At 32.4% G+C, this 24546-nt stretch carries 26 protein-coding genes; 20 read left to right on the forward strand and 6 right to left on the reverse strand.

The genetic code is table 11. The features are described from left to right. The 20 genes from nuoH to ACI9TV_RS01340 all read left to right on the forward strand — a co-directional run bounded on the left by nuoH (nucleotide 1) and on the right by ACI9TV_RS01340 (nucleotide 20328). Nucleotides 1–993, forward strand: coding sequence for an NADH-quinone oxidoreductase subunit NuoH (nuoH, locus tag ACI9TV_RS01245; protein ID WP_415248943.1), 993 nt, complete (start codon nucleotides 1–3; stop codon nucleotides 991–993). Nucleotides 994–997: 4 nt separating this feature from the next. Continuing rightward, a complete protein-coding gene (gene nuoI, locus ACI9TV_RS01250; protein WP_415248944.1) occupies nucleotides 998–1612 on the forward strand; it encodes an NADH-quinone oxidoreductase subunit NuoI in 615 nt (204 codons plus the stop codon). Between the two features lie 11 nt (nucleotides 1613–1623). Continuing rightward, complete coding sequence (locus ACI9TV_RS01255) at nucleotides 1624–2187, forward strand: NADH-quinone oxidoreductase subunit J (protein ID WP_415248945.1); 564 nt, start codon at nucleotides 1624–1626, stop codon at nucleotides 2185–2187. Beyond that, the gene (gene nuoK, locus ACI9TV_RS01260; RefSeq protein ID WP_415248946.1) at nucleotides 2184–2492 is read left to right on the forward strand and encodes an NADH-quinone oxidoreductase subunit NuoK; all 309 of its coding nucleotides are present in this window, start codon (nucleotides 2184–2186) and stop codon (nucleotides 2490–2492) included. Before ACI9TV_RS01255 ends, nuoK begins: the two co-directional genes overlap by 4 nt. Before the next feature lie 3 nt (nucleotides 2493–2495). Further along, nucleotides 2496–4421, forward strand: coding sequence for an NADH-quinone oxidoreductase subunit L (nuoL, locus tag ACI9TV_RS01265; protein WP_415248947.1), 1926 nt, complete (start codon nucleotides 2496–2498; stop codon nucleotides 4419–4421). Between the two features lie 3 nt (nucleotides 4422–4424). Then, entirely contained in the window at nucleotides 4425–5969 is a 1545-nt protein-coding gene (locus ACI9TV_RS01270; protein ID WP_415248948.1) for an NADH-quinone oxidoreductase subunit M, read from the forward strand. Beyond that, nucleotides 5969–7477, forward strand: coding sequence for an NADH-quinone oxidoreductase subunit NuoN (nuoN, locus tag ACI9TV_RS01275; protein WP_415248949.1), 1509 nt, complete (start codon nucleotides 5969–5971; stop codon nucleotides 7475–7477). Before ACI9TV_RS01270 ends, nuoN begins: the two co-directional genes overlap by 1 nt. 25 nt (nucleotides 7478–7502) lie before the next feature. Continuing rightward, nucleotides 7503–9860: a tetratricopeptide repeat protein gene (locus tag ACI9TV_RS01280; RefSeq protein WP_415248950.1), complete on the forward strand. Its 2358-nt coding sequence runs from the start codon at nucleotides 7503–7505 to the stop codon at nucleotides 9858–9860. A gap of 87 nt (nucleotides 9861–9947) precedes the next feature. Beyond that, the gene (gene gspG / locus ACI9TV_RS01285; protein ID WP_415248951.1) at nucleotides 9948–10379 is read left to right on the forward strand and encodes a type II secretion system major pseudopilin GspG; all 432 of its coding nucleotides are present in this window, start codon (nucleotides 9948–9950) and stop codon (nucleotides 10377–10379) included. Nucleotides 10380–10383: 4 nt separating this feature from the next. Beyond that, complete coding sequence (locus ACI9TV_RS01290) at nucleotides 10384–10902, forward strand: type II secretion system protein (protein WP_415248952.1); 519 nt, start codon at nucleotides 10384–10386, stop codon at nucleotides 10900–10902. Further along, complete coding sequence (locus tag ACI9TV_RS01295) at nucleotides 10899–12113, forward strand: type II secretion system F family protein (protein WP_415248953.1); 1215 nt, start codon at nucleotides 10899–10901, stop codon at nucleotides 12111–12113. Before ACI9TV_RS01290 ends, ACI9TV_RS01295 begins: the two co-directional genes overlap by 4 nt. Continuing rightward, the gene (locus ACI9TV_RS01300) at nucleotides 12114–13007 is read left to right on the forward strand and encodes a hypothetical protein (RefSeq protein ID WP_415248954.1); all 894 of its coding nucleotides are present in this window, start codon (nucleotides 12114–12116) and stop codon (nucleotides 13005–13007) included. It abuts the gene before it with no gap. Then, nucleotides 12997–13920, forward strand: coding sequence for a hypothetical protein (locus ACI9TV_RS01305; protein WP_415248955.1), 924 nt, complete (start codon nucleotides 12997–12999; stop codon nucleotides 13918–13920). The genes ACI9TV_RS01300 and ACI9TV_RS01305 overlap by 11 nt, the downstream gene beginning before the upstream one ends. Further along, nucleotides 13896–14324, forward strand: coding sequence for a hypothetical protein (locus tag ACI9TV_RS01310; protein WP_415248956.1), 429 nt, complete (start codon nucleotides 13896–13898; stop codon nucleotides 14322–14324). Before ACI9TV_RS01305 ends, ACI9TV_RS01310 begins: the two co-directional genes overlap by 25 nt. Next, nucleotides 14318–14848 (forward strand): hypothetical protein, encoded by a 531-nt coding sequence (locus ACI9TV_RS01315; RefSeq protein ID WP_415248957.1) that lies wholly within the window; start codon nucleotides 14318–14320, stop codon nucleotides 14846–14848. The genes ACI9TV_RS01310 and ACI9TV_RS01315 overlap by 7 nt, the downstream gene beginning before the upstream one ends. Beyond that, the gene (locus tag ACI9TV_RS01320) at nucleotides 14832–15647 is read left to right on the forward strand and encodes a PDZ domain-containing protein (protein ID WP_415248958.1); all 816 of its coding nucleotides are present in this window, start codon (nucleotides 14832–14834) and stop codon (nucleotides 15645–15647) included. Before ACI9TV_RS01315 ends, ACI9TV_RS01320 begins: the two co-directional genes overlap by 17 nt. A gap of 50 nt (nucleotides 15648–15697) precedes the next feature. Next, complete coding sequence (gspD, locus tag ACI9TV_RS01325) at nucleotides 15698–17857, forward strand: type II secretion system secretin GspD (RefSeq protein ID WP_415248959.1); 2160 nt, start codon at nucleotides 15698–15700, stop codon at nucleotides 17855–17857. Between the two features lie 5 nt (nucleotides 17858–17862). Continuing rightward, nucleotides 17863–19377 carry a GspE/PulE family protein gene (locus ACI9TV_RS01330; RefSeq protein ID WP_415248960.1) on the forward strand — a complete coding sequence of 505 codons (1515 nt, stop codon included), beginning with the start codon at nucleotides 17863–17865 and terminating at the stop codon, nucleotides 19375–19377. Beyond that, the gene (locus ACI9TV_RS01335) at nucleotides 19370–19813 is read left to right on the forward strand and encodes a type IV pilus modification PilV family protein (RefSeq protein WP_415248961.1); all 444 of its coding nucleotides are present in this window, start codon (nucleotides 19370–19372) and stop codon (nucleotides 19811–19813) included. The genes ACI9TV_RS01330 and ACI9TV_RS01335 overlap by 8 nt, the downstream gene beginning before the upstream one ends. Beyond that, the gene (locus ACI9TV_RS01340; protein ID WP_415248962.1) at nucleotides 19810–20328 is read left to right on the forward strand and encodes a prepilin-type N-terminal cleavage/methylation domain-containing protein; all 519 of its coding nucleotides are present in this window, start codon (nucleotides 19810–19812) and stop codon (nucleotides 20326–20328) included. The genes ACI9TV_RS01335 and ACI9TV_RS01340 overlap by 4 nt, the downstream gene beginning before the upstream one ends. Before the next feature lie 11 nt (nucleotides 20329–20339). Here the strand turns inward: ACI9TV_RS01340 and dapB are convergent, their stop codons facing one another. The 6 genes from dapB to ACI9TV_RS01370 form a co-directional block, all read right to left on the reverse strand. Then, nucleotides 20340–21110: a 4-hydroxy-tetrahydrodipicolinate reductase gene (gene dapB / locus ACI9TV_RS01345; protein WP_415248963.1), complete on the reverse strand. Its 771-nt coding sequence runs from the start codon at nucleotides 21108–21110 to the stop codon at nucleotides 20340–20342. Between the two features lie 123 nt (nucleotides 21111–21233). Next, the gene (trxB, locus tag ACI9TV_RS01350) at nucleotides 21234–22175 is read right to left on the reverse strand and encodes a thioredoxin-disulfide reductase (protein WP_415248988.1); all 942 of its coding nucleotides are present in this window, start codon (nucleotides 22173–22175) and stop codon (nucleotides 21234–21236) included. Nucleotides 22176–22186: 11 nt separating this feature from the next. Next, on the reverse strand, nucleotides 22187–22606 hold the full coding sequence (locus ACI9TV_RS01355) for a hypothetical protein (RefSeq protein WP_415248964.1): 420 nt from the start codon (nucleotides 22604–22606) through the stop codon (nucleotides 22187–22189). Between the two features lie 86 nt (nucleotides 22607–22692). Further along, entirely contained in the window at nucleotides 22693–23013 is a 321-nt protein-coding gene (gene trxA, locus ACI9TV_RS01360; protein WP_415248965.1) for a thioredoxin, read from the reverse strand. A gap of 196 nt (nucleotides 23014–23209) precedes the next feature. After that, nucleotides 23210–23578, reverse strand: a complete 369-nt coding sequence (locus ACI9TV_RS01365; RefSeq protein ID WP_415248966.1) for a hypothetical protein — start codon at nucleotides 23576–23578, stop codon at nucleotides 23210–23212. A 131-nt stretch (nucleotides 23579–23709) separates the two neighbouring features. Continuing rightward, nucleotides 23710–24489, reverse strand: a complete 780-nt coding sequence (locus ACI9TV_RS01370; protein ID WP_415248967.1) for a histidinol-phosphatase — start codon at nucleotides 24487–24489, stop codon at nucleotides 23710–23712. Nucleotides 24490–24546: the final 57 nt, after the last annotated feature.

The following is a 24546-nucleotide window of genomic DNA, read 5'->3' on the forward strand; positions in this document are numbered from 1 at the left end:
ATGGAAGTAGCATATTTAATAGAAACGATTATTAAAGTCGTTGTTGTTATGATTGTATTCTCTGCATTAGCAGGTATAGGAACTTATTTTGAAAGAAAAGTTCTAGCATTTATGCAAAGACGTCTTGGGCCAATGAATGTCGGACCTTACGGTTTACTACAATTTGGTGCAGATGCAATTAAACTTTTTACAAAAGAAGATATTGTTCCTACAAATGTTGTAGCACCTATATTTAAAATAGCTCCAGTAATAACAGCAGCAACTGCTTTTATAGCTGCAGCAGCTATTCCGTTTTTACCTCAATTTACAATTTTTGGATATACAGTGCATCCAATTATTGCTGATATCAATGTTGGTATATTGTATATATTAGGAGTGATGGGAGTTGGTCTTTATGGTCCACTTCTCGGTGGTATGGCTTCAGCTAATAAGTTCTCTTTACTTTCAGCTGCTCGTGGTGCTGCTGTATTTATCTCGTATGAGGTAGTTACTGGTTTATCAATACTTGCTCCAATTATGATGGTTGGTTCATTATCTCTTATTGACTTTAATGAGTATCAAGTAGAAAATGGCTGGATGGTTTTTAATCTTTACGGTGTTGGTTTCGTAGCATTTATTTTATTTTGGATTGCTGCATTTGCTGAGACTGGTCGTACACCATTCCACCTTATTGCAAATGATCACGAGATTGTTGATGGTTTTGGTACTGAGTATTCTGGTATGAGATGGGGTCTATTCTTCATCGGCGAGTATGCAAACATGTTCTTTATCTCATTTGTAATTCCACTTCTTTTTCTTGGTGGATATGGAGATGGTTCATTTTTAGGTGCTCTAGCGTTATTAGGTAAAGTTGCATTTTTCTTCTTCTTTTTCTTATGGACAAGAGCTGCATGGCCTGATGTTAGACCGGATCAATTGATGTGGTTATGTTGGAAAGTATTAATGCCAATTGCTGTAGTAAATATTCTTATTGCTGCAATAATTATGATATAAGGTGGTGAAGATGGAAGCATTCAACGACAGAAATGTAAGTAATAGCTACTTTAAAGTAGATATCGAAGATTATCCTACGGATGGTTGGGGTAAATTTAAGCGTGTTGTACAAAGAACTTTTAGAGGCGAACTCTTTGTTGGTCTTTGGGTTGTTTTAAGAGAGATGATTAAGTTTGATATTCATACTATTCAGTATCCTCTTGAGAAGATGCCAATTGGTCCAAGATATCGTGCTGTTCATGAAATGAAGAGATTATGGGAATCTGATGCTGAGAGATGTATCGGTTGTGGACTTTGTGAGAAAATTTGTATTTCTAACTGTATTCAAATGGATACAAAGATAGATGAAAATTCTCGTAAAGAGGTTTCAGAATACACAATTAACTTAGGCCGTTGTATCTTTTGTGGATACTGTGCTGAAGTTTGTCCTGAGTTAGCTATTACTCATGGGGGTGAATATGAAAATGGAAGTGATCAAAGAGAACACTACATTGATTATAACGGAATGTTAACACCACTAGAAATGATGACTAATGGTACTCAAAAAGAGTTTGAAGGTTTTGGTGCTATCACACCACATGAAGAAGAGCGTGTTAAAAAAACACCTCTTTCATATTAAGGAGATTGGGAATGTTTGAAGCTATAGCTTTTTATCTGTTTGCATTTTTAACAGCTTTGATGTTTTTTATTACGGTAACAACATCACAAGCATTACACGCATTAACTGCATTAGCAGCTGGAATGATATTTATATCAGCATTTTTCTTTATTCTAGGTGCTGACTTTTTAGGTGCGATTCAAATCGTTGTTTACTCTGGAGCTGTTATGGCTCTGTATGCTTTTGGTATGATGTTTTTTGATACTACAAGAGATGTGAAAGAGAAGCAAGGAAATAAGTATGTTGTTGCAGGCTTGAGTATATTAGCAGCCGTTTTAGTAGTTGTAATTTTTGCTGCTCCAATGGTAACTGATAATATTACAGCACTTTACCCAATGACTGAGGGTGTTGGTAATACTCAAGATGTGGGTATGGTTCTTTTTACGAAGTACCTTGTTCCTTTTGAAGTAGCTGCGATCATGTTACTTGTAGCAATGATTGCTGGTATTGTATTAGCTGGTAAGAAAATGGACACTTCACTTACTGAGATGAGTGAAGAAGAGATTGAAGAGACTAACCCAAGGATTTTTTCATGATGGAAATAGGACTTAATCATTATTTAGTATTATCAACTATTCTTTTTGGAATAGGTTTGATTGGTGTAATGAAAAGAAGGAATCTTCTTTTACTATTTTTCGCAACTGAGATTTTACTAAACTCTGTAAATATTGCTTTTGCTGCGATTTCACATTACTATGGAGACTTAACAGGTCAGATGTTTGCATTCTTTGTAATTGCAATCGCTGCTTCTGAAGTTGCGGTAGGACTTGGTTTATTAATTCTATGGCACAAACGTCATAGTAATATCGACCTAGATCAAATGTCAACGATGAAAGGATAATTGATGGAAATATATTTATATCTAGCACTATTTTCACCATTTGCAGGATCAATGTTTGCTGCTGTATTTGGAGCAAGTAAAAAAACTTTAATAGCTGGGTTAATCCCAAGTTTATTATTGTTTGTTTCTTTTGTTTCAAGTAGTATTTTACTACAACACATATTGTCAGGCGGTGAAGTAGTTCACGTAGAGATGATGACATGGATGGCAACGGGTAATCTTTATATACCTTTTGGTTTTGTTGTTGATCAAATTTCTGTAACTATGATGATGGTTGTAACTTTAGTTTCAACTATTGTTCACGTATACGCAATTGGTTATATGGATCATGATAAAGCATTCAATCGTTTCTTTGCATGGTTATCGGCATTTGTATTTTCAATGATGATACTTGTTATGAGCGATAACTTTGCTGGTCTTTTCATAGGTTGGGAAGGTGTTGGTCTTTGTTCATGGGCTCTTATCGGTTTTTGGTATCACAAAGAAAGTGCTACTTGGGCTGCAAACGAAGCGTTCATTATGAACCGTATTGCTGACCTTGGAATGCTTATCGGAATCTTCTTAGTATTTTGGAATACAGGTACTCTTCAGTACACTGAATCTTTTGCAGCAATGCAGTTCCTTGATCAAGAAACATTAACATGGATAGGAATCTTTCTTTTCATTGGTGCTATGGGTAAATCTGCACAGTTTCCACTTCATACGTGGCTTGCTGATGCGATGGAAGGTCCAACCCCCGTTTCTGCACTTATTCACGCTGCCACTATGGTTACTGCTGGGGTTTATCTTGTGGTTAGGTCAAATGAGTTATACGCACTTATCCCACATATTGGTTTATTTATCGCTTCTCTTGGTGCTTTTGTTGCAATTTTTGCAGCAAGTATGGCACTTGTAAATCGTGATATCAAAAGAGTAATCGCATATTCAACACTTTCTCAGTTAGGGTATATGTTTGCTGCTGCTGGTCTTGGTGCTTATTGGGTTGCATTATTTCACTTAATGGCTCATGCATTTTTTAAAGCATTATTATTTCTTGGTGCCGGTAATGTTATGCATGCAATGAATAGTGAGTTAGATCCATTTAAAATGGGTGGACTTGGAAAAACTATGAAGATAACGATGATAATGATGACATTAGCATCTGTTGCACTTGCTGGTATCTTTCCACTTGCAGGATTCTTTTCAAAAGATTTAATCTTAGAAGTTGCATTTATTGATCATCACTTTATTATCTATACAGTTCTTCTTTTAACTGCTGGTTTAACTGCATTCTATTCATTTAGAATTATTGCACTTATTTTCCACGGTGAAGATCGTCATACAGCACTTGGGTTTCACCCACATGAAGCATATAAGTTTATGCTTGTTGCGATGAGTCCACTTTTAATTCTAGCGATTATTGCTGGTTTTACTATGAAGATGCCTTATTTTGAAATGGTTACACAGTTACTTCCAGCTACAGAGTATCATGTTCATTCAGCTACTACGTATTGGATTATGACTATTGGTACACAACTTTTTGTAATATTGTCAATTTTCTTCGCATACAAAAAATATATGGCTCCAGGTATTAAAGTTCCAGATGGAACATCTAAAATGGAAAATAGTTTTGCGTATAAATTATTAATTAACCAGTATTATATTCCTTATTTTTATGAAGAATATCTTGTTAAGTCATATAGAGAATTATCGACTGTTCTTTGGAAACAAGTAGATATGAAAATAGTAGATGCAACTGTTGATGGGATAGCTAATGTTCTTCTTTCAACTGGAGAGAATACTAGAGCAATGCAAAGTGGTAATCTTTCTACTATGCTTAAATGGATGGTATCGGGTCTTGTAACTCTTTTATCATTAGCTGTAGTTTTTGGACTAGCAGTAAAATACTTTGATGAAATTAAAGTTTTTTCATCAAGTCTAGGAGCGTAATATATGTTAGATAATATTTTATCGATTTTAATTTTCTTTCCAGCAGTAGCAGGTATCTTTGGATTTATGATTCATAAAGATAGCATGCGTGCTTATGGTGTTTCTGTATCTATTATAGAATTTGCTCTATCATTATGGTTATGGTATTCATTTGATAATAATGTATCTGGTATGCAATTTATGGAGCAACTTCCTTTAGTTGAATCTTTTGGAATTAGCTACCTTTTAGGTGTTGATGGGATTTCTCTTTTCATTATCATTTTAGCAGCTTTCTTTACTATGATTGGTATTGCTTCTTTAACAGATACAAAAAATGTAAAGAACATGATCATTACTCTTTTAATGCTTCAAATGACAATGGTAGGTGTTTTCGCTGCACTTGATGCTATTTTGTTTTATGTGTTCTGGGAGCTTTCACTTGTGCCAATGTTATATATTATTGGTGCATGGGGTGGTCCATTACGTATATATGCATCTGTTAAATTCTTTCTTTATACATTTGCTGGTTCATTGGTAATGTTAGTAGGTATGTTATTTATGGCGTACTTCTATCAGCAAGCGACTGGTGTATGGTCTTTTGCTATTCTTGATTGGTATAGACTTATTCTTCCTGAGAATTTTCAATTATGGTTATTTGCAGCTTTCTTTATTGGTTTTGCTATTAAAGTTCCTATGTTTCCATTTCATACATGGTTACCATATGCTCACGGTCAAGCACCAACAATTGGTTCTGTAATACTAGCGGCAATTTTACTTAAAATGGGTACATACGCATTTATTCGTTTTTCACTACCATTGTTTCCAGATGCAGCAACATTTTTCATGTTCCCAATAGCAATACTTGCTATTATTATGATTGTATATACTGCAATGGTTGCATACGCTCAAGAAGATGTTAAACAAGTTGTTGCGTATTCTTCAGTATCACACATGGGTGTAATTATTCTTGGTACTTTTGCATTAAATGTTGAAGGAATTACAGGTTCAATCTTTTTAATGATTGCTCACGGTGTTGTTTCAGGTGCTCTGTTTTTACTTGTTGGTGTTATCTATGACAGACGTCATACAAAGCTAATGAGTGAATTTGGTGGTCTTGCATCAGTAATGCCAAGATACGCAACTATCTTCGGTTTAATGATGATGGCGTCAGTTGGTATGCCATTAACGATTAACTTTGTTGGAGAGTTTTTAAGTTTACTTGGATTCTATCAACAATCTCATATCTTAACTCTTTTAGCTGGAATTGCAATTATTGTTGGAGCTATCTATATGTTAGCGGCATACAAAAAAATGTTCTTCGGTGAAGTGACAAATGAAAAAAATAAAAACTTACCAGATGTTAATAAAAGAGAGTTAGTAGCTTTAATTCCATTGGCAATTATTACAGTATGGTTAGGGATCTATCCTAAACCAGTTTTAGAGCCAATTAACAATTCAGTAGAGTCAATTGTGCAATTGATGCATGATAAATCAATCACTGATGAAGCTAAAAGTAGAATCCCCAACCTTGTAAAAGGTGCGGCTACATCTTCTAAGGAGGCACACTAATGTTAGAGCCAGTAAATATTTCTTTAGAGTCATTAAATTTAGTGACTCTGTATCCAATGTTAATACCAGTAATTGGGGCACTTCTAATTCTATGTATAGATATATTTAAAGGTGGACTTGATAAAACATTATATGTTGCAATAAGTATCCTTTTCTTATTTATTGATTTTTCTGTTCTTTTAACTGCCTCAAATGTATTTGCAACTGAGGGTACAGTTATGGGTGTATTTGATATGATGCTTATTGATGGTTTAGCGATTCTTTCGCAGTTTATCATTGTTGGCGCATCTATCTTTTTTATTCCTTTAGCGTTATCAGGTAAAAAGTTTCATGAATCTTCATATCCTGAATTTTTTGCAATGTTCTTGTTCACAATTGCATCATTACAGTTTATGGTTGCGACAGATTCTTTAATCCTTATATTTGTAGCTTTAGAGACATCTTCATTAGCAATCTATACTATGATTGCTATGCACAATCGTGAGAAGTCATTTGAAGCAGCGGTAAAGTACTTCACTATGGGTGCACTTGCAGCTGGCTTTTACTCGTTTGGTTCAATGGTATTTTACGCACTTACAGGTTCTGTTGAAATTAACCAAATAGCTACAGTTCTTGCTGCTAATGACTACGCTGATATGCCTTATGTTTTAATTGCTACTGTATTTATGTTGGCTGCGATTGGATTTAAAGTAGCTCTTGTTCCTTTTCATACGTGGGCACCAGATATCTATGAAGGTTCTTCTGCGGCAATGGCAGGTTTTATTTCTATCGTACCAAAAATAGCACTTTTTGTAGTCGCTATGAGACTCTTTGAATTTTTAATTCACAGTGGTGTTGTTTGGCTAGAGATCGTTCTTTATATTGTTGTTGTTATTACTATGACGTTATCAAATATTTGGGCACTAGTTCAAAGTGATGTGAAGAGAATGTTAGCATACTCTTCTATCTCTCATGCTGGATTTGTTATGGCTGCAATATTGATTGGTACTACACAATCAAATACAGCGCTTTTCCTTTACTGGGTACTATTTAGTTTCACTAATCTTGGTGCTTTTGGTATGTTATGGATTACACGTCAAAAAGATTTACTTCCAGGTCAATCATCTGATCATGGATATGATAAGTTTGCAGGTATGATTAAGACTTCACCAATGGCAGCACTTGTTATGGGTCTGTTTATGTTAAGTCTTGCAGGATTACCACCATTTGCTTTATTTTGGGGTAAACTGTATATAATCTCATCTGCAGTAACTTCTGGGTACACAGTTTTAGCTCTTGTTATGGCATTAAACTCTGCTATCGCTGGATACTATTACTTAAAACTCATAGTATATATGTTTATGAAAGAGCCAGTTGATGGAATTACAGCTGATACATACGCAGCAAATGCTTCTCTAGCTTTAAAATCAATCATTGGTTTTGCAGCGATAGGAACTATATTTGCTTTTACAGCTTTAAATCCACTCTTAGAATTCATTACAGCATTTGTGTATAATAGCGGGTACTAAGACATAAAATAAGGGAGAAGAACTATTGTTGAAAATACTACTCTTCTCTCTTCTAACTTTCAATTTATTTGCACTAGAGTTATCGATAACTGGTGCAAAAGAAAACTTCTCTCCTTACTCTACACTTCACCTAGAAGAAAACACTCCTTTTCTTTGTCAAGAAACAAAAGATGATTTTGAAATCGTTACAAAAATAGTATGTGCTTTTACTAAAAAACCACCAAGAAAGATGAGACTTATACAAAACAGCTTTTTTAAAGTAGAAAATGTACTTAAGAAAAAAACTTTTTTTTTAATAATCACACCTTATTATAAAATAAAGCTCTATCCGATGATCTTTGACATGACGAAAAATAAAGCAATGTATCAAGTAGATGTATCTTTAGCCAAACACTGGATGATTGTGGGCTACAAGACAAAATTACCATTTATAAAAAAAGAACCTATTGTAGACTCTTCTATTAATTTTCCATTTGAACTCGAAACAGATAACTTACCATTTGTTGGAAGTTTAGATATTAAAGGGGATCCTGTACATATAAAAAGAGTAGGGGACGTAACAGATTATTTGAAAATTAAAAAACTCTACGAAGATAAAAAATATGAAAGATGTTTAGAACTTATTGAAGAGGTAATGGAAGGTTATCCGAATTCACTTTTTAATGCAGAATTAATTTTTTACAAGATTAGAGTGTATTCCAAGGTTAATGATCATGATAATGTAATTAAGATGTCAAAAATGTACTTAAAAGAGTATTCTTCAGATGAAAATGTTCCAGAGGTTTTATCTTTACTGGCATATTCTTACCATAAAGTTGGAATGAGTACGGATGCAGATTACTTTTTTGACAGGCTATTTAGTGAGCATGAAAATTCTGAGTACTCAAAATTAGGTTTTATTTATCTTGGTGAAATGCTAGAATCTTCCGGTGCATCATCCAAAGCAATAAGTTACTATAAAAGAGCTTTAAATGAGACTACTCGAGTTGAAACAGCAGCAATGGCTGCGTATAGCCTCGCAAAATATTATATCATGACAGGTAATATGAAAGAGGGTTCTAAGTATATTATGAAAATTGTCGATGCTAAACCAGCATTTTTTATTGATGATTTAGTAACAAGTATGAATCTTATGTATAAACTTGGCGACAATGAAGAGTATGTAACAGCATCGGCAATTGCAAAATCGATTACAGATGCTACAGACAAAAGACATGATGAACACGAGAACCTCATGAAAGAAAAAGCAATGTGGCTTACACACACTGAAGACAAAAATAAAGCTCTTGAGGCTTTAAATGAGTATATTGCACAGTATAAGTATGGTACATACGAAGAGATGATAGAAGTTGCAAAAGATGAGCTCTTTTTTGATACAAGCGATGGTAACTTTACTGTAAAGCTTACAGAATACAATTCCCTCATAGAAGAATATAAAAATGATACCATTGGCTATCGTGCTATATATGAGAAATCAAAACTTTTACTTGAGAATAGGAAGTTCTCAGAGGTGTTAGACTTTGAAGAAACGATACTCTCATTGGATGAAGATATGTATGTGGATACTGATGTAATCATTAAAGATGCGGCAGTAGGTGTTATGAAAATTGCACTTGGCGAAAAAAAGTGTCAAGAAGTTTTAGATATATCGCATGATTATAATGTAACTCTCTCTAATGATTGGGATAATGGAATATACGAATGTGCGATGATTGGATCTAATTTTACACTCTCTAAAGAAATTGCGAAAAGAAACTTAAGCTCAAAAAATATTGAGTTGAGAAAAAAATGGTTGTATCGATATATAAAAGTTGACTTTGAAACAGGAAACTATAGCGATATTATAGAGCCTGCAAAAGAATTAATTATCTTGATTGAAGATGAGAAAGAGTTGTTTTACAAAGATGTATATAGAATGTTATTTGATTCATATCAACGTTTAGAAGAGAAAGAGAAACTGCTTGACGTAATGATGAGAATTCAAGAAATATTTGGAAGTGACTATAGAGATATAGAACGTTACGTAGAAATTATGAGTATTGGGAATAAAAAGAAAGACAATGTGATAGTGATTAAATACGCTGAAGAAGTTATGAAAATTCAAAATACATCTTCTTCATATGCCCAAAGTCCATTTGTAGAGTTTACACTTTACCAAACATATTTGGATTTAAAAGACTTAGAAAAATCACTTAACGTGATAAAGTCATTAGATACAGTTGAATTGAACAACCGTGATCGAGCAAGACAAAAATACTTACTTGGTACAGTTTACTCGAAATTATGGAGAGAAGCTGATGCAGCTAAAGCGTATGATGGGGCTATAGAAGCTGATCCAGATTCAGCCTGGGCAAAACTTGCTATGAGTGCGAAGAATATATAACTCAATAGTTCAGTAATCATTTTGCAACTTTAATATAGTAACATCTTTTTTAACTATAATTGCAAGTAAAATACAAAGGTAAAATTTATGCAACATAAAGCAAGAAAAGCATTTTCACTTATAGAACTAATGATAGTAATTGTCATCTTAGGACTTTTAGCGGCAATGGTAATGCCAAGTCTTACTGGTAAGGGTGAAGAAGCAAAGCGTAACCTAGTTTGTGTTCAAATGAAATCTATTTATAATGGTGCGTTAGATATGTTTAAAGTAAATAATTCTTTATACCCATCTACAAGTGAAGGTCTTGAAGCATTAGTGGCTAATCCAGATAGCGATAAGTATTCAAATTATTCTTCTAGTGGCTACTTTAAAGATTCTAAACTTCCAAAAGATTCATGGGGAAATAATTTTATCTATCTTAATGATGATGGGAAGATAGAAATAATCTCTCTGGCTGCAGATAAGAAAGAGGGTGGTAAAGATGAAGCTGCTGACATTAAGATGAGTGGGTGTAAATAAGCTAGTGAAACATAAAGCTTTTTCTCTTATTGAGCTGCTTATTGTAATTATGATAATTGGAGTTGTTTATACTCTTGTTGTGGGTAATTTTAACAGTATTGCTGAGGAAAAGACAAAGCTAACTCTCAAAAATCTAAAAGAATATTTATTATCTATTGAGCATGAAGAAAGTGTCAAAATACTTTGTCTTGATGATTGTTCAGAATGTGATATTTTGGTTGATACTCAAAAATATAAGAGTATAGAAGATTTTGTAGATGAAGATATTAAAGTATACAGGTACGATGCTTTATATGGGTATACAAAGATAGAACAAGAAGTGTATTTTAATGTTGAAGATGTAGAGGAAGATGTTTGTTTTTCTTATGAAGTTGCTAAATCTGGGGTTGGTTCCCAAGTTTTAGTAGAATTTAAAGAGAAATTTTATGATTATACAAGTTACTTTAGTAAAGTACAAGTATATAGTTCGATGGCTGAAGCACAAGAGGCAAGAGAAGATTTGATGAGAGAAGTTAAGCAATGATTTTTAAATATAAAGGGATTGATTCTACAGGCAAAACAGTTAAAGAAAAGCTAGAAGCTATATCTTTAGAAGAAGCTAAAAGTAAGATTAAAGCCAAAAATATTATCTATCAGAGTATCGAAGAGGATTCCGCATCTCTATTTGATAACATTGACTTTACTAGAAAGTACAAAATATCAGCCAAAGAGTTGTCTGCGCTTTCTCGTGAACTGTCTATGTATATTCGTTCTGGTATTACAATTGTATCTGCTTTGAAAATAATCCAATCACATTATGAACAAAATAAAAAAATGAAACTTTTTTTAGTAACAGTGAGTACACACCTTGATGAGGGAAAAGATTTTTATACTGCATTAGAAACGCAAAGTGTTATAGAACTTCCAGAATTTTTTAAACATTCGATTAAAGTAAGTGAAAATGGTGGTTTACTTGATGATGTGTTGATGGAACTATCAAGATTTCTAAAAGAACAAGACAAAATAAACAAAGAAATCAAATCAGCACTTTCCTATCCTATGTTTATGGTAATTGTCTCTTTATTAATGATATCTTTTATGCTTACTTTTGTAGTGCCTCAGATTACAGGAATATTTGAAAGTATGGACCAAGAACTTCCAACACCTACTATAGTTGTAATAGCAATAGGAGACTTTTTTAGCAATAATTTTACAGCTATACTTGGATTCATCTTTATTATTATTGTTTCTTTTAGCATAATGATGCAGAAGAGTTACTCATTTAAGTACGGAGTTCATAAGATACTACTAAGAATGCCTTTATTTGGGGAGATTATTCAAAAAAGTGAACTTGGAAGGTTCGCGTATATGGCATCACTTCTTACTCGTTCTGGAGTTCCTTTTGTACAAACAGTTAATTTAAGTGCAAATATACTCAATAACCTTGTTATAAAAGAACTTTTTACTGATGCCTCTAAAACAGTAGTGGAGGGAAAGTTACTTTCTAAGGCTTTAAATGATTCAAATACAAAGATAGATTATGCATTTATACAGTCTATTGCATTAGGTGAAGAGACATCGGAAGTTGAAAATGTACTTACAAATATGTCCGAATTATATTTTGATGAAAATCGTGATAAAATTTCTACCCTTTTAACACTTTTAGAACCAGCTTTGATGTTGTTTGTAGGGGGTAGCATCGGTTTTATAGTCGCGGCAATGCTTTTGCCTATATTTTCTATGAGCATACAGTAGATGATAGCTAATAGAGGGATAGCACTCCTTGTAACTGTATTTTTCATTATGCTTATAACACTTAGTGTTGGAGTGGGACTAAAGTATATAAATGAGAGTGCAAAAAGTATTGAAAAAGAGCAGTTTCTTTTTCAAACTACGGTAATCTTAGATGATGTACTGCGTATACTACAAACATTAAAAGAATTAGAACAAGTAGGTTCCGCAGTAGATTTGTCAACATTTTTATTAACATCGGAAGTTATTCCATTCCAAAGTAATGGAGTTGAAGTTGTTATCAAATTTAGTAGTGCACGATCTAGAATAAATCCAAATGCTTTAAAAGATAAAGATAGATTAGATGCTTTTAAACTTTTCTTGAGTAGGAAATCTATAAATACTGTGTATGGGGACATTCTTGTAGACTCTATGAGTGGGGTAAAAGAAGATCAGACTTATGTGACAGATATTTTTAATGTACATCCTTATGCTTTTAGAGATTATATATCATCTTCTAAACATCTTCAAATGATTAATGAATTTTATGTAAATTCTTATCATGATGCTAACTTCAAGTATACAGATACGAAAGAGATTTTTTATACTTCAAAAGATACTAACAGCTCTATAGATTTAAATTTTGCTACGGCATCAACGTATGAGATACTTTTAGGGTGTGATACGATGAGAGCTCAAGAGTTAAGTTTAAGGGAAGATGTTTTTCAAACTATAGAAGAATTTAAATTAGAGTTAAGTGCTGAAGAACAAATAAATCTTTCAAAGTTTAACTCAAGTATTTTTGAGCATTATTTGGATGTAAATATACAAATTATGCATAAAGATAAAATCTCTAACATTAGATTTGAGTATAATACACAATTGAAAAAGGGGTCTAATTTTGTTTTTGAAGTTTAATCAGAAGATTGATACAATATTTTTAGACACGCACTCCAAAAAATTTGAAATAGAAGATAAAGTCAATGTTATTATATCTCCATCTTTATATTGGGTTAAAAAAGTTGCTTTACCTGTAAAATATATAAGAGATGTAAAACCTCTTTTAGTTTCTTTGTTTGAGGACATTCTCCCTACTGGGAACTATAGCTATCATGCATATAAAAAAGGTAATGACTTTTTTATATTTGCCTATGAAGATAAAGTGGTTTTAGATCTATTAAAAAACAAAGGGATCTCTTCTTCTCAGCTAAATAATATTTATTTGAGTCAAAGTGAATTTGATACTATTTCTAATCCTATAGCAATAGATGAAAATCAAAGTTTATACGTTAAAAATGATCTCGTGATTTTACTTCCTAGCTCTTTTTTTGATGCACAAGAAAGTTTAGATATAAATAATAGAACCCTTTCTAAACACAATATAAGACTTAATCAGTTTGGACATATTGTAAACAGTAAAAGTCTTTATACGTTGGTAGGGATATTTTCTTTACTTATAGTTTTACTCTCAGTAGAATTTTTTATAGTACATGATAAGACACTAAAGATACAAGACCTAAAAGATAATTTATTTACTAAGCACTCTCTTAAAGCAACAATGATGCAAAATAGGTCAATGCTTAAAGATTATAGCTCTTTACATGAAAGACAAATGAGAGTTCGCAAGTATATGGGATATATGTTATCTATGAACTTAGAAGATACTCAAAAAATTTCTTTAGTCCATTTAAAAGGCAAGAAGTTAATAGTTGAATTTACCGGAATTGTTAAAGGAACACAAGTAAAAATAGAAAAAGAATTAAACAAGCATGGCGTAAAGCTTAAAACACGTTTCAAGTCTGATATATGGCAAGTGGAGATGAGTGTATGAAAAATGTAAATCCATTACATATAATAACACTCTTATTAGTGCTTTTTATATTTGTAACTTTTGAATTATTCAAAGCTAAAGAAGAGTTACATAAAGCTAAAGAAAATTTTCAAGAGACTTCTGTATTAACAAATAAGCTTAAAGGATTGAATAAAATATATTCAGATAAAGAAGGTGTGAGAAGATCCATAGGAACAATTTTAAAACAATACTCTTTGAAGTCATCAAATATTAATCAATCCATAGGAAAAACAAGTATAACAATTACGGCGGAAAGTCTAGACACACTAGCTTTGAATTCATTGATGAGTAAGATTTTAAATGGTTCTTATAATCTTGCATCATTGAAAATTAAAAAAAGAAGCGATACGAAGGCTAGTCTGCATATGGAGATAAAATGGTAAGGATACTAAAAGTAGGTGGATATATTACTTTTTTTATTTTGGCACTTATGTACTTTATGCCAAAAGTTAGCAGCTATTATTATGTAGAACAGGAATTAGAAAAACACAAAATAATTTTATCCCATGAAGAGGTTTTAGATAATGGTTTTTCATTACAACTTAATCATGTGGATGTTTCTTTCGATTCTATAGAGAGCGCGAGTATACAAAGTGTAAAGGTCAAAGTCTTTGTAGCTTATAATTCTATATATATTGAAGATATTACACTTGAAAGTATTTTGGGATCATTTTTTCCTTTACACATAAAAGATGCTGAAATGAGTTACAGTATTTTTAAACCTCTCGAAGTTATGGCTAAGGCAAATGGAGATTTTGGTAGTGCTAGTGCAGAAATTCATCTGCTAGATAGAAATATAAGTGCAACTATAAGACCATCAAAATTAATGTTACAAAAGTATAAAAGAACACTTTTGATGATGAAAAAGCAAGAGAATGGAGAGTATATTTATGACAAAGCTTTCTAAGCCCTATTTATTAGGTGTTGCAACATTACTTTTAGTGCTTTTAGCAGTTGCAAAAGCTATTGCTTTACTTCTTTGGTGGTTTTTACCAAATGATGGAATTGAACTTAAAGTTGATGAAAATTATAGACCAAAGTATCAAAGAGTTGATTTTAGTAATATGATAACGACTTCTAATCGAAGGATAAAGACTCCAGTAACTCAAAAAAATCATACGAGCACTAACATTACTAATATGTTACTAAAAGGTCTTTATGGAAGTAAGTATAAGGGCTTTGCAATTGTAGCGTTGAAGTCTTCTCCTACCAAAACATCCGTAATATCTGTGGGTGAAGTATTTGCTGGTTATGAATTAAAAGAGATTTTAGCGGATGGTGTGGTTTTTAGAAAAAATACAAAAAATTACGTACTTAAAATGTTTGCAGGGAAGGGAAGGAAAAATGCTAAATCGTTTATAAAACCAGTGCAATATATTGACAATTCCCTACCTAAAAAAGTATCTAAATCAGATATAAAAGAGTATGCAAAGAATCCTAAAAAAATATGGAATGATATTGCCATTACTCAGGTTAAAAAAGGAAATAAAGTTGAAGGTTTTAAAGTTACCAGAGTGAATAGAAACTCTCAAATAGCTAAATTAGGACTTCAAAAAAATGACCTTATAATACGAGTAAATAATATGGAAATGACTTCTTATAAACAAGCTTTGAAGCTGTATAAAGAGATAGACACTCTTAAGAGTATCCAGATAGTTGTTTTAAGAAATAACGAAGAACAAGAGTTAGCGTATGAAATTCAATAGTATACAAAATATAAAGGTGTTTTTAGTATGATTAAAAGAAGGAAAAATATATGAGATTATTTATATTGTTATCAATTTTATTAACTATAGTAAGTGCTTCAGATGAGTATAAAATTATTATAGGGACGTATGGTTCTCAATCCAAAGCAAATAATGGACTGGAAAATATAAAAAATGCTTTAGCATCTGAAGAAAAGTACATTCAATTGCAAGAAAAGTATAATTTACAATTGATTGCTAGACACTCTGGTAATTCATTTATAACAATATTAGAACCATTTCCTGGTTTTAAAGCTTCAAATAGTCTTCTAAACATAATTAAAAGAACAAACCCTAGCGCCTTTGTTAATAAAATAAGTTCGGAAAAACTTGAAGATAACTATAATGTAGGAAAAAAAGAAACTGTAAAAAAAATGAGAGAGCAAGTAAATGTTAATTTTTCAAATTTAGAGATAGAGGATTTTATAAAATTAATATCCAAAGTAACACATAAAAATATCTTAATAAACAACAGTATCAAGGGTACGGTCAATTTTATTAGTACCACACCTGTTTATGACGATGAGTTGTTAGGTATTTTAGTTTCTGTTTTGGAGTCAAAGGGATTTACCCTTATAAGGGATGGATCCATATATAAAGTGATACGTTCTACTGAAGTTGCAAAACATAATGCACAGGTAAAGAAAACTGGACAAAAGGCATATGGCTCTCTTATGGTTACTCAGGTTATAAAAGTAGAGGGTGAAAATGTTGATGTTGTTGCTGCAAAAGTACGCTATCTTATCTCAAAAACAGCAAAATTAATGACAATGAAAGAATCAAACACTCTTCTAATAACTGACTACCCTAAAAATATAGAGACAATTAAGCAAGTTATGAAAGATATTGTTAGAAATAATAAGTCTATCGTCAAAGTTATTCATATAGAACATACTGATGCTAAAAAATTACATACGAAGCTTGTAGACATAGGAAAATCTTTATTCAATGACAAAATCATAAATGAGCAAGTAAAAATTATTTTAGATGACAGTATAAATGGACTTATAATAGTAGGGCTTGCAAAAAATGTTTTAAAAGTAGAAGAACTAGTAAAGAAACTAGATATAAAAGCCACAAACAATGAACAGATCAGGGTGTACAAGCTTAAAAACTCAGATGCTAAAGGGGTACTTACTACACTCAATGAGATAATCTCAAAACAAAAATTTGCAGATCCATCGAAAAAACCAAATGTTACTTTTAGTGATGAAATTAATGCAATTGTAATTGTAGGGAGTCCTATGATTATTAAAGGTATTGTTCAAATTATTGAAGAATTAGATAAAGAAAAATATCAAGTATATGTTACAGCCAGAATTATTAATATATACAAAAAAAATACAGAAGATTTAGGCATTAAATATGGCTTTGATGGGGCAGCAGTTTCTTCAAGTGGAGGTCTTTACCAACTCTCAACTAATATGGGTGGAACTAGTGTAAATACTTCTTTTCTAACAGCTGCAGGTATTACACTACCCTCTGCTCTAACTACTGGGTTCGGGTTACATGCAGCAATAGATTTTTTAGAGAAAAATGACGCTTCAAAGTCAATTTCTAATCCATCTATACTTTGTGTTAATAATAAAGAGTCATCTATATATGTAGGTCAAACAATATCTATTTCAAGTGGTAGTGTATCAACAGGAGGACTTACTGGTGTAACAAATAGTTTTAAACGAGAAGATGTAGGGCTTACTTTAAAAATTAAACCACGCGTTTCTTCTAAAGATAAAGTTACATTGGAAGTGGAAGCAATTTTAGAAAGTGTAGATAGTTTTGGTGATGCGGCAACTGGTGAACAACCTGTAACATCAAAGCAAGAAGTAAAAACACAGGTTATTTTACGTCATGCAGAAAGTGTTATCATTGGTGGGCTAGTGAAAAATGTTGATGTAGAAAATGAAAGTAAGGTTCCATTATTAGGTGATATTCCCTACTTAGGAGCTTTGTTTAAATCAAGCTCTACGGATGAGGAAGAAACAAATTTAGTTGTTGTATTAACTCCATATGTAATAGATAAAAGTGAAAATCTTTCAGAGCTTCAAAAACAACTTGGGTATGTGGCAAAACTCCAAAAAGAGTATAATGTAGAAGTATTTAAAAACCTAAAAGAGAAATCTAATCCAATTGAGCTTGAAGAAGTTGAGATTGATGATTTGGATGAATAGCTAAGATGTTAAAACTAGACCCTTGCCATGATTTACATTTGGAAGTATATGAGCCAGAAGAATTATCCACAGAGCTAAGCGTTAAAAATTCTCTTTTATTTAGTGAGGTAGATGGTAAAATTACTGCACTGATGTGTGAAAGATATCTTACTGATGCAAGTAACTACTACAATAAACTTGAAACAAAATATCCTTTAGTAATCCTTGACGAAGACTCGTATGATAGACTCTACAATAGATTCTTAGAGCTTCGTTCTGATAGAACGATGGAAACTATGCAAGAAGATACTACGGGTGATAGTGAAGAAGATATATCGCTAACAGATTTTTTACGTACATCTTCTGATATTTTAACGAGTGAAGAATCTGCGCCTATCATTAAATTCGTTAATGCTCTTTTTTATCAGGCTGTAAAAAAGAGAGCTTCGGATATTCATATAGAAGTACAAGAAAAGCGTGGTGAAGTACGTTTTAGAATTGATGGTATGCTTATTAAAAATGCGGATCTTGATAAAAAAATTGTGAACCTCATTGTAAGTCGCATTAAAGTAATCTCAAATCTCGATATCTCTGAAAAAAGAATTCCTCAGGATGGTCGTACACAGATTAAGATTGCTGGAGAATCACTAGATGTTCGGGTTTCTGTGTTGCCTACATTTTATGGAGAGCGAGTGGTAATGAGACTCTTAATGCAAAGTTCTCAAATTCCTGATATTACTGAACTTGGTTTCCATAACTCACTCATTGGTGAAGTAAAGAAATTACTCCGTGCATCTCATGGAATAATACTAGTAACAGGGCCAACTGGTAGTGGTAAGACAACCTCTCTTCACTCATTTTTACGTGAGGTTGAAGAACCTCATAAAAACCTTTTAACTGTTGAAGATCCTGTAGAATATAAATCAGATAATATCGCTCAAATTCAAGTGAATGAAAAAGCAGGGCTCACTTTTGCTTCTGCACTGCGTTCTATTTTACGGCAAGATCCAGACGTTATTATGATTGGTGAAATTCGTGATGAAGAAACAGCAGGAATTGCAATTCGAGCAGCACTAACAGGTCACTTGGTTTTTTCAACTCTTCATACAAATTCAGCTGCGGCTACAATTTCAAGACTCGCAGATATGGGAATAGCCCCCTTTTTAATCTCTTCTTCACTTTTGGGCATTCTCGCCCAAAGGCTTGTTCGTGTTTTGTGTGATGAGTGTAAAGTTGAAGACAGCATTGCTGAAGAGTTCGCAGATGATTATAATATTGATATTGACACAAAAATATATAAAGCTGAGGGATGTAGAGTATGTGGATATAGCGGCTATTCTGGGCGTCGATCGATTGGTGAATTACTTGTTATGAACGACAGAGTAAAAGAGCTACTCAAAACAACGACAGATGAGCATACCATTAGGACAGAGTTAGAAAAAGATGGTTTGAAAACTATCTCTTTACAATTACTACAGATGCTTAAAGAGGGTGGAACATCCTTGGATGAAGCGATTCGTATCGGTTTAGGAAATGACTAAAGAGATTAGTTTCAAAGATGGATTTACACTCATCGAAGTGATGATTGCAGTAATGATCATTTCTGTAGTTATTATGGCATTAATTCAAATGTATGCAAATAATACGCACATTTTTATCTCGCTTAAAAGTAAAATAAAAACAAATCAGTACAGCTCTTTTTTGATGGGGAATGAAAAGTATGGATTTGAAAATAAAAGTACAACTCTATATGATTTACTGAGTGATTTTGATATGCGAGATGAATTACGACGAAAACTTAAAAATACAAAAATAAAAGTAATATATTCGGAACTTGATGTGATTGATTTAAGTGAATCAACAGATGCAACAGACGAAGAGATAACAGAAACTCCAGAAATGTCTTTAGAGATAGGGACAAGTACGCTAAAAACAGATGCTTTTTCAGTTTCGCTGCTCAGGGTACGTCTTCAATGATACAAAGAAAAGCGTTTACTCTTATAGAACTTATTATCTCAATTTCTATTCTTTCTATCATGATGTTATATCTATACCAAAGTTACGCTTCCCTTAATCGTTCCAATGATATTGTGCAAAAAGATACACAAAATATCTTGAGTATGCAAAAGCTTAAAAAAGTTATTTTCTTGGATTATTCATTAGCCTTACATAAGAGTGTTAAGATTGTGCATCGTGATAGTAAAGAAGATTTTGTTTTTTTCCAAAGTTCACACTCTCTACATAAGCGATACAATCCATATATAGCGTATATAGTTAAGGCGAATAAATTGTATAGACTAGAATCATTAAAAGCTTTTAAAAGTTATGATTTGGGTGTGGATGCTGTATTTGATGTAGATTTTATTGGTGAAGTAGAAAACTTTAGAGTATATAAATCAACAGATCTGCAAAAAGAAAAATATTTGCTAGATATAGACTTTAAGAATATAGAAGATTTAATTCTTAAAGTCAGAGTTTTAAATGAGTTTTAGTTTGAGGAAGATTAGTTAAGCTCTAAACAATCGCTTATGCTATATAAGCCTGATTCTTTTTTTGATAACCAGCTAGCTGCTCTGATTGCACCTTTAGAGAATGTATTTCTTGATGTAGCAGTATGGTTTAGTTCTATAAATTCACCATCGTTATAAAAACCAACAGTATGGCGACCAACGATATCTCCACCACGAAGTGCCATGACAGCAATCTCATCTTTTGTTCTCTCACCGATGTTTCCATCTCTACCACTTACTCGTACTTTATTTATATCTAAGTTTCTACCCGCAGCAGCCGATTCACTGAGAGTTAATGCCGTTCCACTAGGAGCATCTTTTTTATGTTTGTGATGCATCTCTACGATTTCAATATCAAAGCCTTCTAAGGCAGATGAAGCTTGGTATACAAGCTTATTTAAGAGGGCTACACCTAGTGACATATTTGTAGCGTAAAGTATAGGCATAACTTTACTTGCATCTTGAAGTAAGTTAAGTTGATATGTATTAAGACCAGTTGTACCTATTACTAGCGGTTTTGGTATATCCATTGCAGTTTCAAGAAGCGTCTCACAAGCATCAGGAAGTGAAAAATCAACGACTACATCACATGAGTTTAAAAATGATTTCATATCTGTTGTAATGAGTATAGATGGGTCAATTGAAAAATCTAACTCATTTCTAACATATACAGTACTTACACTCATATCTGGAGTAACTTTTAAATCTTCTAAAAGAAGTTTCCCAACTCTACCACTTGCACCAAATACGCCAATTTTAATCATAAGTATTGCCTTTAAATAAATTTATTTATAATTTAGAATGATACCAAATCTTTAGTAGTGTTTTGATTAAAAAGTAGAGAAAGAAAATTCCCAAGTTGTACTTGGGACAGAAGAAGGGTTGATCTAGTCGTTTAGTAACTCATCAACATAAGAAATAGCTTGGAGTGCAGCAACTGCACCATCTCCAGCCGCGCTCACAACTTGTTTAGGAGCTGCTATACGCATATCTCCCGTTGCAAAAAGACCAGGGATTGAAGTATTCATACTAATATCTACAATTACTTGACCTTGATCATTCATATCGCATAAAAAGCTTCCATCTTCTTGGAGGAGAGTTTCATTATTTACATCATTCCCAACAAAAGTAAATACACCTGGAACTACAATGTCACGAATTTGACCATCTTTATTTTTAACTTTGAGTCCAACAACACCCATTTTATCACCATATACTTCATCTGGTGAAGAATTTAGTACAAGCTCAATATTTTCAGTTCTTTTTACTCTATCTATTGTATTTGGAGCTGATCGAAAAGTATCTCTACGGTGAACTAAATAAACTTTTGAACAGATTTTTGCTAGATATAGAGCTTCTTCTAAAGCAGTATCTCCACCACCAATTACAGCAACCTCTTTATTTTTATAAAAGAAGCCATCACATGTAGCACAGGTACTCACACCCTTACCAAAAAGCTCATCCTCCCCATTAAAGCCAACACGGCGAGGAGAAGAACCTGTCCCAATTATAACACTATGTGCATCAGTCGTTGTTCCATCTTCTTTATGAATTGTAAATAGCTTTTCATTTTTAGTTACACGAGTAACATTAACCATTTCATGTTTAAGACCGAATCTCTGACATTGCTCAGGCCATGAAGTCATAAGATCCATACCCGTTATTTCACCAGTCACTCCAGGATAGTTTTCTATTTCTGAAGAGTTCATGATTTGACCGCCAGGCATACCTTTTTCAAACATAGTTACATTTTCTAGTCCACCACGTGTAGCATAAAGTCCAGCAGTAAGTCCAGCAGGTCCACCACCTATAATTGCGCAGTCTAATATCATTTATTTTCCTATAAGCTATTTACTTGTTTTGATAATTCATTAAGATTATCTAGTTTACGTATCATACTGTCTTGTTTATAAAGAGTGTCTTTTGATTTCTTTATAAAAAAAATAGATGGAGATTCATAAATGTTAAATCTTTGAATAAAAGATAAAGAATTTTTTGTTCCAGACCTTAAAAAAGTAGTATTTGGAGTATTCTCACGTACTTTGTTGTAGTAGTCAATTGCGAGTATTGGTAGATTTAAATTTATTTTTGCTAGTTTTTCCATAGTGCCTGTTTCTTTTGAAGAATAAAAGATAACGATATATTTTTCTTGGTTTGGAATAAATACATCACTTTTTTCATAAAAAGTCCATTCTTCAAAGTCAATAAATTTGTATTCTGAGAATTTGTAGTTGAAGTATGCAAATGCAGCGGCTATCATTGCTGCCCCAAAAAATGAAGCTAACAATGTAGATAAAGAAAAAAGACTTTTCCCCTTTTTTCTAGGACGTAAAGTTTTTTTATCGATTACGCTAAAAGACCGTTGATCTTATCAGTAAGAGCTTGTTTAGATTGAGCTCCAACAACTTGGTCTACCATCTCACCATCTTTAAAGAACATGATAGTAGGGATTGAACGGATACCAAATTTAACAGCGATATCTTGCTCTTCATCTGTGTTTACTTTACAGATTTTAGCTTTTCCATCAAAGTCTTCAGCTAGTTCTTCAATAATTGGAGCGATCATACGACAAGGTCCACACCATGGAGCCCAAAAGTCTACTAAAGATACACCCTCTGCTACTGTTGCTTCATAATCTGCTGCTGTTAATTCTATATATTTACCCATTAATAATTCCTTTTGTAATTTTATTATATACACATTATACATATCTTAGCTTTAAATTACACTTTATACTTTAGTCTTTTTTTGATTCTAAAGCTTAGAATTAATGCATGAGAAAGATTTATTTTTAATTATTTAGGTGTTTTTTTATGTGGATGGTAAATACTGAAAGTTAGCTGAGATGCTAACTTTGATTATATTAATAAACTATTGTCGATCTTTGTTTTGCTCTTTCGGCTAGGTCAGAATCAAGTTTTTGAAGTTTTGCTTCCCTCAACGCAGCTTGTTCATCTCTTGAAGCTTCTTTCTTTGCTAACTCAGCTTCAAGAAGAGCTTCTCTTTTTGATTTTTTAATTTCAAATACATCACCAGTTTCAGTTTTAGACTCTTTTACAACTGCTAGAATTTCTTTTTCAACTACTTGAACTTCTTTCTCAGCTTTTGCTACAACAGCTTTGATTTCAGTTTTAGTTTGAGCAACCTGTACTTCAGTTTGAGTTTTATTTTCTTGTGCAGCATTAGCAAGTAGTAAAGCAGCAGAAATTACAGTTAATATTATTTTTTTCATTATTTTTCCTTATTTATTATCTTAAGTAAGAATTATAACAAATATAAGATTAATATAATATAAAATAATAAGTTATACATATGATATTATAATCTTATATGTTGCCTAAGCTTATACATGACAAAAAATGATTAAAAGTCTATCATTTTTCTTTGTCTATTGTTAAAAGTTGCACACTGCGTATAGCCAACATTACGAGCTAAAGAAAGGATTTCCTTAGTGAATAAACTTACCTGCTCTGGTGCATGTGCATCAGAAGAAAAAGTTATAGGAATTTTTAAATTATAGGCTGCTTCTAAAAGTTCTTGAGATGGGTAAGCCTCTTTAACAGGTTTTCTATACCCCGCCATATTTATCTCTAAAACCATGTTTGCTTCTTTTATTGCTATAAGTGCATTATTCGCAATATCTAAAATATTTTTACTTGGCATAAATTTGAACACTTTAATGAGATCTAAATGACCTACAATATCAAATAATCCACTTTTTGCCATTTTCTCAATTGTATCGAAGTATTTTTGCCAAATATCATCTATATTTTCATCTTCATATCTACCAATAAATTCAGGATTATCAAAACCCCATTTATCAATGAAATGAACAGAACCAATGAGATAATCAACATCAGCATGTAGAACTCTTTCGTCCATGTGACCTTCTAAAAAATCAACTTCATAGCCAAGTAAAATTTCTATGTCATTTACATATTTCTTTTTAGCTCTTAGGACATTGTCTTGATATACATTCATTTGCTCAAAACTTAGACGATATTTTTGATCAAAATCCATGGGTGCATGCTCGGAAAAACCAAATATTTTTGTTCCCGATTGTATAGCTTGAATTATATACTCATCAATAGTACCTTGGGCATGGTTACAAAGAGTAGTATGGTTATGTAGGTCAATAATCATTTTTTCTCGCAATTTTACATATTTATGATATTATAGTGTAAATAATTAATTATTCAA

This window comes from Sulfurimonas sp., from assembly GCF_047622445.1.
In the GTDB taxonomy this organism is placed as follows: Bacteria; Campylobacterota; Campylobacteria; order Campylobacterales; family Sulfurimonadaceae; genus Sulfurimonas.